At 65.4% G+C, this 13,855-nt stretch carries 6 protein-coding genes and 1 pseudogene (1 of these 7 cut by a window edge); 4 read left to right on the top strand and 3 right to left on the bottom strand.

The window, feature by feature from the left end:
• Nucleotides 1-46: 46 nt before the first annotated feature.
• The 3 genes from MVA47_RS27345 to MVA47_RS22365 are packed head-to-tail and all read right to left on the bottom strand — an operon-like array spanning nucleotide 47 to nucleotide 3,290.
• On the bottom strand, nucleotides 47-1,378 hold the full coding sequence (locus MVA47_RS27345) for an ABC transporter permease (RefSeq protein ID WP_374474295.1): 1,332 nt from the start codon (nucleotides 1,376-1,378) through the stop codon (nucleotides 47-49).
• Nucleotides 1,375-2,187, bottom strand: a complete 813-nt coding sequence (locus tag MVA47_RS22370; protein ID WP_247209914.1) for an ABC transporter permease — start codon at nucleotides 2,185-2,187, stop codon at nucleotides 1,375-1,377. The genes MVA47_RS27345 and MVA47_RS22370 overlap by 4 nt, the downstream gene beginning before the upstream one ends.
• Nucleotides 2,184-3,290, bottom strand: a complete 1,107-nt coding sequence (locus MVA47_RS22365) for an ATP-binding cassette domain-containing protein (RefSeq protein WP_247209913.1) — start codon at nucleotides 3,288-3,290, stop codon at nucleotides 2,184-2,186. Before MVA47_RS22365 ends, MVA47_RS22370 begins: the two co-directional genes overlap by 4 nt.
• Before the next feature lie 357 nt (nucleotides 3,291-3,647).
• Here MVA47_RS22365 and MVA47_RS22360 point away from each other — a divergent pair, with 357 nt between their 5' ends.
• From MVA47_RS22360 to MVA47_RS22345, 4 genes and pseudogenes are all read left to right on the top strand, one after another.
• A complete protein-coding gene (locus tag MVA47_RS22360; RefSeq protein ID WP_133248690.1) occupies nucleotides 3,648-3,908 on the top strand; it encodes a hypothetical protein in 261 nt (86 codons plus the stop codon).
• Between the two features lie 108 nt (nucleotides 3,909-4,016).
• Nucleotides 4,017-4,238 (top strand): MbtH family protein, encoded by a 222-nt coding sequence (locus MVA47_RS22355; RefSeq protein WP_247209912.1) that lies wholly within the window; start codon nucleotides 4,017-4,019, stop codon nucleotides 4,236-4,238.
• Between the two features lie 283 nt (nucleotides 4,239-4,521).
• A complete protein-coding gene (locus MVA47_RS22350) occupies nucleotides 4,522-4,950 on the top strand; it encodes a hypothetical protein (RefSeq protein WP_247209911.1) in 429 nt (142 codons plus the stop codon).
• Nucleotides 4,951-5,374: 424 nt separating this feature from the next.
• Nucleotides 5,375-13,855: pseudogene (locus MVA47_RS22345) on the top strand (AMP-binding protein) (its annotated part continues 20,034 nt past the right edge of the window); the annotation flags it as partial.

The raw sequence follows: 13,855 nt of genomic DNA, 5'->3' as shown, positions 1-13,855 counted from the left end.
CCAACTCGGCGGTTTTCGAACCGACCAGGCCGGGTGAAGGAGCCGGTCAGGTCCGCGAGGCCGCGGCTCGTCGGTACCCGCGCAGTGCCGGGTAGGCGAAGATCACGATCGCGCCCACCGCCCAGGCGACCGTCTTGATCAGACTGTCGGCCACCGGTCCACCGACGGCCAGCGCACGCATGGTCTCGATGGCACACGTCATGGGCTGGTTGCGGACCAGAGGCTGCAGGATCTCCGGATAGGCCTCGATCGGCGAGAACCCCGAATTGAAGAACATCAAAAGGCTTGTGATGAGCGACATGATGGGGACCAGGGGGAGGTTCGACGCCGAAACCGCCAGTGTCAGAACGATCGTCGAGTAGGCCGCACCGTAGAGGAGGGCGACCCCGAAGATGCCGATTGCCGGCAGGATCCCTTGGTTGAAGCGCCATCCGATGGCCAGGCCCGCGGTTGTCAGGATCGCTGTACTGACCAGGATCCGGATCAGCTCGACATTGACACGCGATGTCAGATCGGCCGCCCGGTGGACCGGTAGTACATAGAGGCGGGTCAGCAGTCCTGTTCGCCGTTCGCTGATCAGCCGGGTGCCCACGGCGAGCGAGCCGAACATCGCTCCGACCAGGACAACCAGGGGCACGGTGCCGTAGGCACTGTTCTGCCCCGTGGCCTGTCCGACGGCGTCTCCGAGGACAACCTTGAACATGACCATGCTCAGCAGTGGGAACAGCATGCTCTGCATCAGGGTGAGGCGGTCCCGCGTGACGACGAGCAACTGTCGGCCGGTGAGTATGCGGGCGTGCCGCAAGAACGCCTTGAGACCCCGTTCGCGGGCCTCGGGGTGATCGGCGAACGCGGTGGCGAGGTCCTTGCGGTGGTCGCCCGCCGACTCCTGCTCGGCCGCCTCGACGGCAGCAGCAGCGGCGGCGATCTTCCGCACGTCCAGACGAACGGTCTGGGCCTGCTGGAGTTCGGCCGATACATGGCTGGTGTCCAGAGCGCCCGGATCGGTGAACTGCGTGAGCTGCTGACCGCGGTATGCGGTGGCTCCCGCACGGCCCGAAGGGCGCAGGACTGCTTGTTCTGCGGTCCAGTCCGCAGCTGCAGCGCCAGGGGAGAGAAGCGTCCACGGGCCGACGAACGTTCGATTGGCGGCTGTGGCCGGGGTTTCGTAATCGGTCTGGTCTGCGTCGCCGCGGTCGAGACGTTCGAATCGCGTGGTCGGCAGATCGTCGGGGCGGCTCCGGCGTCGTCCGGACGGGGGCTGTTCGGTGCGCCACCAGTGCTGTAATCCGGCGGCGTCGCCGTCACCCCGGTGTCGGGGGCGACGAGGCACGACCGGTACCGGGGCCTCCTGCGGCGGACGTTTGTGTTCGCTCAACGTCGGCTGCTCCGAATCATCACCCAGGCACCGCCGATCATGGCGACGACAACAACCCCCGTGGCCCACAGGATCGAGGGCAATGCGAGACGCAAGGTCACCTCACCGCCGTCGAATCCCCGCATCAGTTCGGTGAATTGCGAGATCGGCTGGTTGCGCGCGAATGGTCTGATCCATTCGGGGAATCGTTCTTCCGGGACAAATCCGGTGGAGAGCATTCCGAGGATCAACTGCGGCAGGGCCAGGGCCTGGCTGGTGGCCTGCGGGTTTCGCGACAGGGCGCCGATCGTGTCGGCACCGAATGCCAGGATTATGCCGACGACAAGGGCGACGCCCAGGAAGCCGGCGAAATTGAGCAGACCCGACTCCGGTCTCCACCCGATCACGAGCCCGGAGATGATGGCCCAGCACAACGAGATGATGAGCAGTACGACGTTCGCGGCCAGCCTGGCCATGAGTGGTACCAGGATGTTCACCGGCATGCTCCGCAGCCGATTGCTCAATCCCAGGCTGCCGTCGGTGGCGGCCCGCATGGCAGCGGAGGTGGCCACGAATCCCACGGACTGCAAGCAGATCACCGGCATCAGGAACTGGGCGTAGTCCATCCCGGGGTACAGATCCATGATCGTCCGCAGCGGGACATAGAAGCAGACGGTCAGCAGTACCGGGGAGACGATGCACAGAAGGAACTGTCCTTCGCGGGCCATCCCTCGCAGCGACCGGTTGGTGAGGGCCAGCCACTGCTGGCCGGCATGCACCGAACGATCGCTCCCGGAGGAGACGACCCGGTCTGGCGTCAGCGTCGTCATCGGTGGTCCCGGGCTGACGTGGAACTGGTGGCCGGAGACGTCGTGGGGGTGCTGCTGGTCGGTGACTCGGTCAGCTTCAGGAACACGTCGTCCAGCGACGGACGACGGAGGCCGACGTCGGTGAGTTCGATACGGGCGGCGTCGGTACGGCGGACGATCTCCACAAGTGTCTGCGTGGCATTGATCGCGGGCATCGTCAACGAGGTTCGCGACATGTCGATGCGGATCTGGTCCGGTGGAACCATGTCGGCCAAGAGTTGCTTGAGCTTCTTGAGGTCATCGGGATAACTCGGGATCACCTCGCAGAAGGTGCCGCCGACCTCTTCCTTCAGCGCAGAAGCCGTGCCCTCGGCGATCACGCGCCCTTTGTCGATGACAACGATCCGGTCGCTGAGGAGGTCGGCCTCTTCCAGATACTGAGTGGTCAGCAGCGTGGTGATCCCCTGATCGCGCAGCGACGTCACGATGTTCCACACATCCTGACGGCTTCGTGGGTCCAGGCCGGTGGTCGGTTCGTCGAGGAAGACCACCTCCGGCCGGACCACCAGACCGCAGGCGATGTCGATACGCCGCCGCATTCCGCCGGAGAACTTCCCCACTCGCCTCGACGCAGCCTCCACAAGATTGAACGCCTCGAGGAGTTCATCGGCGCGGCCGTTCGCCTCGCGTTTGCGCAAACCCATCAACCTGCCGAACAAGATGAGGTTCTCGCGTCCGGTGAGAGATTCGTCCAGGGCAGCGAACTGCCCGGTCAGCATGATCGACTTGCGGACCGCCGCGCGGTCCTTGACCACGTCGAAACCGGCGATCGAGGCGCTGCCGCCGTCGGGGGTCAGCAGGGTCGCCAGCATGTTGACGGTTGTTGTCTTCCCGGCGCCGTTCGGCCCCAAGAGCCCGAGCACCGTCCCGGTCGGCACCTGGAAACTGATGCCGTCGACCGCGGTGAAATCACCGAACGTCTTGACCAGGTCGTTCGCCACCACACTGTGCTGTAGCCGGCCGCCGCCGACCGGCTGCTGGTAGGTGGACGGGGCGCCCGAGGAGGCTCGTACGCCGTCCTGGTCGTCGCTGTTCTGCGTAACTCGGCCCCGCCTCGCCTGCATGTCCGTCCCGTCATCGTCATGGTCGCCATGGCGACGCGATCACACCTGATGATTCGTTACGAACCTATCGCACCCAACGGGCCGTAACGCTACGGCTCGACGCAGCGATATCGTCCGTATGAATGGAATGTTGGGCAATTGGTATTCAATGGCCTGACAATGGCTATGCTTTGGTGACCTGGACGGGGCTATTGCAGGGATCCGACGAATTGCACGAGAAGAACGCATTCGGCGCACGTTTTTGAGAGGGAGGGCGTTGTGGTACTGCAGCTCCGCCGCTATGGCAAGGGGTCGTCGGCCCGATCCGACGCACGCGGCTCTCGTAACCGAGAGGATCGCACACTCACGCAGCTCGTGATGGCTGCTGCTGATATCGGCCGCGATCGGCCGGCGGTGGTCGGTCAGGGTTACGCGGTGAACTTCGGCGAACTCAAGGGACGGGCACAGGGTGCCGCAATCGCGATGGCGAGCGACGCGGTGGATGATTCTGCCCTCACCGTCGCGCTCATGACTTCCGTACCCGGGCTGGCGGTGTCGGGCCCGCGCGGCCTCGCCGATACGCTTGCCGGGATACGCATACAGGCAATGATGGTTCTCGCGGAAGCCGAACTGGTCTGATCTGCTGTCCGCCGGCAGTCTGTGCACCCGATGCGGGGTACGGGCCGCCGGCGGTGGTGTGTGTCGACCATGGTTCACGCGTAATCGAAACAGGAGAAGGGTCCGCTCATGAGCAATCCATTCGACGACGAAGACGGCCGATTCTTTGTGTTGGTCAACGACGAGAACCAGCATTCGCTGTGGCCGACATTCGCCGACATCCCGGCCGGATGGAACAAGGTCTTCGGTGAGGCATCGCGCACCGAGTGCCTCGACTACGTGAACGAACACTGGACCGACCTGCGCCCGAAGAGCCTGATCGAGGCCATGGAAGCCGATTCTCAGCAGTAGGTGCGCGACCGCTGGTCGGCACGACACACCACCGTGAAGGCCGGAGGGTCTCGCCGAAACACGCGATGACAATGACACGAATTCGCATCGAATGTTTCATATTCGATGTGTGCCGGGCTTCCGTTTGCCCAGGTCAAAGGGCTTGCACCCAAGGTGTGTCATAGATCACACCCGGATCTTGTAACAGCTGGAATACTTCCCTTCCCTTACTGCCCAGGTACTGTGAATATTAGCTACGCCGACCCATTGAGGGTCGAGGCAGATGCACAGGGTTGGTGAGCAGATGGCTATTTCAACGATTCGGCCGCAACAGCGGGCTATGGCGCCTTCATCTCAGAGGGTGGACCTGCCTGCCGCGGTGGGCGAGATCACTCGAGTGACCCCTGACCGGGTGGTCGTCCGGTACAGATCGCGTGCGCTGACGTACCGCGACCTCACCGGTGCGATCAATCTGATGATGCCGGTGACCCGGAACCAGTACATGGACGACCGATCCGCTGTTGTTGCCGCGATCTTCGCGGGCATCCCGGCTCTCGGGGCGGAAACCGACGGGTCGGTTGTCGCTGCGATTGTCGACGATGCACTTGCTCAGATCCGCGGCGACTTCGACGAATTGCACACCGCGACGGCACCGCCCCAGCAGCGTGTCACCGCCGGGCGAACGAGTGAGATCGACCTCCGTGTGATCGCCAGCAGGCTCGCCGGCGGGTAGTTCACCACCACCGGCCCCAACGGTCGGCCTCCAGGTATTCGACACCGGCCCCCTCGGACGCACACCGCGCCCGAGGGGGCCGGACTCGTCGCTCCTGGTGACAGCCACCGATCGAACGTCAGCGATGGTGCGCAAGGCCTGGTCTATACTTGATTGCGCTGCCGGAGACGCCCGACCGACTCGCCAGAACCGCGATGTCGAGCTGATCCGGGCCGCCGAAGCAACGATGTAACGGCTATGACAATCTGGTCGATAGGTCACAGAAAGGCATGCCATTCGAGTGGCAGATATCTGCGACTCGCCTGCGTGGTTACTGTCTAAGCGACCACTTGCGGGTTGAATGTGAACAAGGAAGACACCGCGATTACATTCGCAGATACAAGTATTCATCGTCATTGAGGCCGAGGCGAGCAAGCGTTGGAGATTGGAGCGGCAAACTTTGAGTGCTGGCCGTTCAGACGTACCAGCAGATGCGCCCGGCGACCCTTTTGAGCTGTCGGCGGCGCAGCGTGGGATCTGGTTCGCCCAGCAGAGTCTGGGCGAGGTCGCGATCAACATCGCCCAGTACGTGGAGCTGGTCGGCCCGGTGGACATCGATACCCTCACCCGGGCGTCGCGCTTCGTCGGCCGCGAAATGGGATCGGGATACCTAGGCCTCGTCGAAACCGATGGTCTGCCCTTGCAGCGTGTGGACGGCAGCATCGATGACACCATCGAATTCGTCGACCTGGTCGATTCCCCCGATGCCGAGACCGCGGCGCAGCGCTGGATGCGCGACGAGTACCGCCGCCCGATTGATCTCCTCCGGGACCGGCTGACCGTCAGCGCCCTTCTGCGCATCAGCACCGACCACTACTACTGGTACATCCGCACCCATCACATCGCGCTCGACGGTTTCGGCGCGATGGCGATGGTGACGCGCATCGCCGAGGTGTACACCGCCCTCGCCTCGGACGACGAGATCCCGCCCGCCAAGGGTGCGGCCTTGCCCGAGATCATCGCCGATGAACGGCGCTACCGGGAATCGGACCGATTCACCAAGGATCGCGAATACTGGGCGGAGCGAACGGCGGATCTGCCTGCCGCGCTCTCGTTGTCGCAGCAACGCGCGGTCCCGGGAGAGTTCTCGCGACTCGCCTCGTCCACGCTTCCCGACGACACCGCGGCGCTTCTCGACGAGGCGGCCCGCGATGCGTCGGGTAGTTCGGCTCCCGCGGTCATCGCGGCGTTTGCGGCGTACCTCGCGCGGATGACCGACAGCGAAGACGTGGTCCTGAGTCTGCCGGTCTCCGCTCGCAACACCGCCAAGCTCCGGCGGGCCGGGGGAATGGTGTCCAACATCGTTCCGATGCGTCTGACCGTCACCCCGTCGACCACCATCGCCGATCTGGTCCGCACCGTCCAGACCGAGCTGACCGGTGCCCTCCGGCGGCAGTTGTACCGGCACGAAGACATGCGTCGTGACATCGGCCAGGGCACCGGGCAACGCGGACTGTTCGGGCCGTCGGTGAATCTCATGATGTTCCACCCGGTGCTGCAGCTCGGCGACGTCGTCGGTCATCTGCACGTCCTGACCACCGGGCCCGTCGAAGACCTGTCCATGAACCTCTATCCAGGGGTCCAGGGATCGAATCTGCGTGTCGACTTCGAAGCCAACCCGCAGACGTACGCCGACGAGGACCTGCAGCGGCACCACCGCAGGTTCACCGACTTCCTCGCCCAGATGTTGCGGGCCGCCCCGGAGACACCCGTCGGGGCGCTCAATCTCGGTTCACCGGCCGAGATCGCCGCCACGATGGTCCAGTGGAACTCGACCGAACATCCGGTGGCGTCGCACGACCTCATCGAGATGTGGAACCGGCAACTCGCAGCACGGCCGGACGCCATCGCGGTGGTCGACGGCGATCGCCGCCTCACATTTGCCGAGTTCGATGCGTGGACGAACAAGCTCGCCCGCCATCTGATCGGCGCCGGCGTGGGCCCGGAGGTTCGCGTGGGCGTTGCGCTTCGGCGCTCTGCCGAGATGTTGGCCGCGCTCTACGCCGTCCTCAAGGCCGGCGGCGCCTACGTGCCGATCGACCCCGATCATCCCAGCTCGCGCATCGCTGATGTCCTGCGGACCGCCGAGCCACTCTGCGTCTTCATCGCGGAATCCGATCGTGCCGTCGTCGACCTCGGTGCGACCGCCACGGTGGATCTGCATGATCTGGATCTGGACGCGCTGCCCGACGGTCAGGTCGACGACGCGGAGCGCATCGCGCCGCTGCGCCCTTCCTCACTGGCCTACGTACTGTTCACCTCGGGCTCGACAGGCAAGCCCAAGGGTGTGGCCGTACCCCATCACAGTGTCGCCAACCAGTTGGATTGGCTCGCAGGGCATTACGAGATCGGGTCGAACGACGTCATCTTGCAGAAGACGCCGACCACCTTCGATGTGTCGGTGTGGGAGCTGTTCGCCCCCACGGTCGGCGCCAGACTTGTCATCGCCGAGCCGGACGGCCACCTCGATCCCGAGTACCTGGCCGGTGTGATCGCGTCCGAGGGGGTCACGGCCACCTCGTTCGTTCCTTCGATGCTTCAGCTCTTCCTCGGTGAGATCGGCCGGATCGAGCCTGGCTCACTGCGTTTGCTCTTGGTCGCCGGCGAAGCGTTCCCGGCCAAGCTCGCGGCTCAGTCACACCAGGCGCTGCCCGGTGTGCAGATCGAAAATTTGTACGGCCCAACAGAATTCACTGTCCACGCGACGTATTCGGCGGTCGACGCCGAGTCGGTGCACACCGTGCCGATCGGCCGCGCGGTGTGGAACTGCCGGGCGTGGGTGCTCGACCGCAGGTTGCGGCCCTGTGTGATCGGTGCTGTCGGTGAGCTGTACCTGTCCGGCGCGCAGGTGGCCCGCGGGTACCTCGGTCGTCCGGACCTGACCGCCGAACGTTTTGTTCCCTGCGTGTTCGGCCCGGACGGTTCGGTCATGTACCGGACCGGGGATCTCGTGCGCTGGTCGGCCGACGGGTCGCTGGAGTATGTGGGACGTAGCGACTTCCAGGTCAAGGTCCGTGGCCTCAGGATCGAGCTCGGCGAGATCGAATCCGCTGTGCTGGCTGACGATTCGGTTCGCGAGACCGTGGTCGTGGTGCACCGCAGTGCCCATGGTCAGCGTCTGGTTGCGTACGTGGTGGGCAGCGGTGTCGACACCGCGCAGTTGATGAACACCGTGCGAGCCCGGGTACCCGAGTACATGGTTCCCGACGCGATCGTCGAACTCCCGCAGATGCCCCTCGGTGCCAGTGGAAAGATCGACCGAAAAGCACTGCCGGAACCTGATTTCAGTGCTCAGACCGTGACGTTCCGTCCGCCGACCACCGACAAGGAACGTGCGATCACCGACCTGGTCGCAGACCTGCTCGGTCAGCCCCGTGTCGGACTCGACGACTCGTTCTTCGGTCTCGGCGGCGACAGCATCATGTCGATCCAGTTGGTGTCGCGTGCGCGGGCGATCGGCCTGCACTTCTCATCACGAGAGGTGTTCGAGCACAAGACGATCGGTGAACTGGCCGAGGTCGCCCGGGAAGAGAGCTCGACCGTGGTCGCCGAGGAACTCGACGGCGGCGGGGTGGGCGAGGTCGCCCTGACCCCGATCATGAGCTGGATGGCGCAGGAACCGGCGGCCGTCGGTCCGTACTCCCAGTCCGTTGTGGTCTCCGCTCCTGAGCCCTTCGACGTCGAAGTCCTCCGTCAGGCCCTTGCCGGCGTCCGGCGGCACCATGATGTGCTGCGGTCGCGACTGACGTTCGGCGACAACGGACTACGCCATGTGATCGCACCGGCGGAAGACTCGTCCGAGGTGCCCGTCGACGAGATCGCCGTTGCCGCGTCGCGGGGTTCGTCGGCGTTCGACGATGCGATGGAGACGGCGGCAATTGCCGCGACCGATGCTCTCGATCCCGAATCCGGCCGCGTCATGTCCGTCACGGTTGTCGAGGCACCCTCTGGCGCGGACTCCGAGCGGCGACTGCTGATCGTTCTGCATCACCTCGCCGTCGACGGCGTCTCGTGGCGCATCCTGCTACCCGATCTCGCGACGGCATGGGCTCAGATCTCCTCGGGAGAGCCGGTTCGGCTCGATCCGGTGGGCACATCGATGCGCCGGTGGGCTCATGGTCTGAAGGAGCTGGCGGGCGATCCGGCACTTCTCGACGAACTCGATCACTGGCGGTCCGTGGCGTCGGCAACCGACAACCCCAGTCTGACGGTTCAGCCCGATCGGGATCTGGTCCGAACCCTCAAGCACCGGGAGCTCGTGCTCTCGCCCAAGTTGACCGACACGTTGCTGACCCGCGTGCCCCAGGCATTCCACGGTGGCGTGAACGACGGACTGCTGGCCGCATTCGCGTTGGCCGCGACCCACTGGCTGCGGGGACGCGGCGAGTCGGCGACCTCTCTCGTCGTCGCATTGGAGGGCCACGGCCGAGAGGAAGAGCTACTGCCCGGCGCCGACCTGTCGCGCACGGTCGGCTGGTTCACCACCCTGTACCCGGTGCTCCTGACCACCGACGGAATCGACGTCGACGACGCGCTTGCGGGTGGGCAATCCGCGGGCGATCTGGTCAAGGCGGTGAAGGAGCAGCTCGCCGGCGTCCCGCGGCGCGGCGTCGGCTACGGTCTGCTCCGCTACCTCAATGACCAAGGCGCAGAAGCTCTCTCGGACGCTCCCGACCCGGCTATCACCTTCAACTATCTCGGACGCCTGGCAGGAACCGACGGATCTGGTCCTTGGGTCCCCGACGGCGAGAAGGCGATTCGCGGCACCCGTGGTGCGGCCGTGCCGGTGCGCACGGCTCTCGACGTCAATGCCATGGTGACCGAGTCGGCGTCCGGACCACAGCTGTCGGCGACCATCGACTACCCCGCTTCGGTTCTCGACGACGAGTCGGTGGACCGCCTCATCGAGTTGTGGCACCGTGCTCTGGAATCCATTGCGCTGCACTCGGTCTCGCCGGGAGCGGGTGGTCTGACGCCGTCGGACCTCGAGCTGGTTGACGTGCGGCAGGGTCAGATCGACGAGATAGAGCGGCGTTTCGACGACATCGCCGACATCTGGCCACTCACCCCGTTGCAGAACGGGCTGCTGTTCCACGCCGAATTGGCCGCAGGTGATGTGGATGTCTATGCGGCACAGATGGTCCTGGATCTGACCGGGGTGGATCCCGAGCGGATGCGGCGCAGTGCCGAGTCTCTGATCGCGCGACACCCGAACCTGCGCAGTGCATTCATGACGGACTCCGAGGGTGCCGCGGTGGCGGTCATCCCGTCGGAGGCGCCGACGCCCTGGACCGACCACGATCTGGCCGGACTGGACCCGGCCGACCGTGAGGCCCGGCTGGCCGAGCTCACCCACGCCGAGCGCATCATGCCTTTCGCGATGGACCGGCCGCCGCTGATCCGCTTCACGCTGATCCGGCAGAGCGATTCGGTCCACCGGTTCGTGGTGACGCTGCATCACATCCTGCTCGACGGCTGGTCGATGCCGATCTTCATGACCGATCTGTTGGCCATCTATCAGGCCGGCGGTAGTGCGCAGACCCTGATCTCGCCGCGCCCGTACCGGAATTACCTGGCGTGGCTGCAATCCCAGTCACCTCAGGAGTCGCTGGCCGCATGGTCGCGCGCTCTCGGCGGTATCGACGAACCGACCCTGCTCTTCCCGGGCGCCGACACCCACGGCGCAGGTCAGGTGCCGCGTCAGGTGGATGTCGTGCTCGACGAGACGTTGTCGACGAGGTTGACCGAGTTCGTCCGTGAATCCGGGGTGACCGTCAACAACGTCCTCCAGACCGCTTGGGCGCTGGTGCTCGCCCGCCTGACCGGCCGCGACGACATCGTCTTCGGGACCACGGTGTCGGGACGGCCTCCGCAGGTGGCCGGCATCGAATCGATGCTCGGCCTGTTCATCAACACCTTGCCAGTGCGGATCCAGCTCGAAGCGGCCGCCGACCTCGGCAGGCTGATCAAACGTGTTGCGCAGGAACAGGCTGAGTTGCTCGACCATCACACGGTCGGCCTCGCCGAGATCCTGGGCGAGACAGATGTCGATTCGTTGTTCGACACCATGATGGTCTACGAGTCCTACCCACTCGACCGGACTGCGCTGACCGCAGCTGCGGACATCGACGGGATGCGGGTCGACCACGCAGATGTCCTCGACGCCACGCACTACCCGCTGACCCTGATCGCCATGTCCGATCCGGGTCTGCGACTGTCGGCGAAGTACCTCCCGGGCATCGTGGAGCGCGAGCAGGCCGAAGCGATCCTGGACATGATGGTCCGGGTGCTCGGACAGGTTGCTGCCGACACCGGTGTGCGTGTGGGCGATGTCGACATCCTCGATGCCGACCAGCGAGCCGAACTACTGGGTCAGAGCGGTGTCGGAACCACCGGCCTCGCGACGTTGCCGGAACTCCTCGAAGCAGCGGTGGCAGCGGCGGGTGAACGCGATGCCGCGGTCTCGCCGGCCGGGTCGATCACCTACCGCGAGCTGGACGAGCGATCGAATGCCCTTGCGCGTCTTCTGATCTCCCGGGGGATCGGGCCGGAACAGATCGTCGCTCTGGGCATGGGCCGCTCCATCGACTTCATGGTGGGGCTGTGGGCGGTCGCCAAGACCGGGGCGGGTTACCTGCCGGTGGACATGCGCTACCCGGCCGAACGCATCGAGCACATGCTGCGTGACTCCGCGGCGGTGTACGGCCTGTCCACCTCGGCGTGGCGTGCAGAACGTCCCGACACCGTCGAGTGGCTTGAGCTCGATTCGGACGAGGCCATCGCGGTGGTCGCAGAACAGTCGACTGCCGTGTTGAGCGACGGCGAACGCATCGCACCGATCCGCGTGGCCAACACGGCATACATGATCTATACCTCGGGAACCACGGGAGTGCCCAAGGGTGTGACCGTCACCCACGGTGGTCTCTCGAACCTGCTGAACGAACAAGCGGATCGTTTTGTCCTGACCGAGCACTCGCGCACACTGCACTTCGCGTCGCCGAGCTTCGACGCCTCCGTGCTGGAGGTGCTGCTCGCGCTCGCCAACGGCTCGACCATGGTGATCGCGCCGACCGAGGTATATGGCGGCGACGAACTGCACGACTTCCTGGCCCAGTACGGGGTCACCCACGGCTTCATCACCCCGGCAGCACTGGCCTCGGTGGATCCGGCCGGACTCGACGCATTCGAATCGGTTGTCGTCGGCGGCGAGGCGTGCCCGCCTGAGCTGGTCGATCGATGGGCACCAGGCCGCCGCATGTTCAACGGCTACGGCCCCACCGAGACAACATGTTTCGCCGACATAGCCGGACCCATGCAGCCGGGTGAACGCATCACCATCGGTTCGCCGGTCCGCGGCCTGACGTCGCTGATCCTCGACAACCGCTTGCAACCGGTACCCGTCGGAGTCGACGGCGAGCTCTACCTCAGTGGGCCGGCGATGGCGCGTGGGTATCACCGCAGGCCGTCGCTGACCGCTGACCGGTTCATCGCCAACCCCCACGGCGAGCCGGGTGCGCGGATGTACCGCACCGGCGACGTCGTCCGGTGGGTCCGGCGTGATGACCGACTCGAGGTCGAGTACATCGGCCGCAGCGATTTCCAGGTGAAGGTTCGTGGCTTCCGCATCGAGCTGGGTGAGATAGATGCGGCACTCGCTGCACATCCGGGGATCGACTTCGCGGCAACCTCGGGCGCCGAACTGCCCTCCGGTGTGACGGCGCTGGTCTCACATGTGCTTGCCTCACAACCGCTGGACGCCAGGGAGGTTCGCGAGTTCGTCGGGCAGCGTTTGCCGTCGCACATGGTGCCGAGCGCAATCGTGTTCCTCGACGAGATCCCGTTGACTCGTTCGGGAAAGCTCGATCGTGCCGCCCTGCCCGAAGCCGACCTCGAGGCGTTGATCGGTGGCGGGGCCGAGCCGTCCACGGACACCGAGCGCGCTCTCGTGGACATCTTCGCCGAGGTCCTCGGATTGCCCTCGATCGGTGTCGGTGACTCCTTCTTCGATCTCGGTGGCAACTCACTCGTCGCCACCAAGGCGGTCGCCCGCATCAGCAGCCTCGTCGGTCGGCGTGTTGCGGTGCGCGAGATCTTCGAGAACCCGACCGTCGAGTCGCTGGCCGCACGACTCGACCAGACCGACCCCGGTACTGCGGGCCAGGACGCCACGCCGGCGCTGGTGCCGGGGATCGCCGGCGAACGGCCGCCACTGTCGTTGTCGCAGCAGGCCATGTGGTTGCTCAACCGCATGGATGCAGGCTCGCCCGCGTACAACATCGTGCTGCCCCTCACGCTGAATGGCGCGCTGGACATCGGCGCGCTGCGTGCGGCGATGGGCGATGTACTCGAACGCCAGCAGTCGCTGCGGACGATCTTCCCGGATACGCCGGACGGTCCGTACCAGCGAGTGCTGCCACTGTCAGAAGCAACAGTCGATCTCGAGCCCGTCGACGTGGCCGACACCGATGCGATGTTCGCTGCCGCAACCGAGTTCGCGGGCAACGGCTTCGACGTCACCGCCGAGCCGCCTGTGCGCGCCCGGTTGCTGCGGTCCGGCGACGACCACCTGCTCATCGTGATCGTCCACCACATCGTCGCCGACGGCGCGTCGATGGCACCACTGGCCCGTGACCTGGTCATCGCGTACGCAGCCCGCAGCTCTGGATCCGAACCTCACTTCGAGGCACTGCCGTTGCAGTACACCGACTTCGCCGCATGGCAACGCGATGTACTCGGTTCGCCTGACGATCCGGCGACAACGGCAGGCAAGCAGCTCGAGTTCTGGCGGTCGACGCTGGCCGGTGTTCCAGAGGTCATCGAACTGCCGCTGGACCGTCCGCGCCCGATGCGCCGGGAGATGCAGGGT

It is taken from the genome of Williamsia sp. DF01-3, from assembly GCF_023051145.1.
In the GTDB taxonomy this organism is placed as follows: Bacteria; Actinomycetota; Actinomycetes; order Mycobacteriales; family Mycobacteriaceae; genus Williamsia.
The sequence above is the reverse complement of the archived record's forward strand: the minus strand, read 5'-3'. Positions and strand labels throughout refer to the sequence as shown.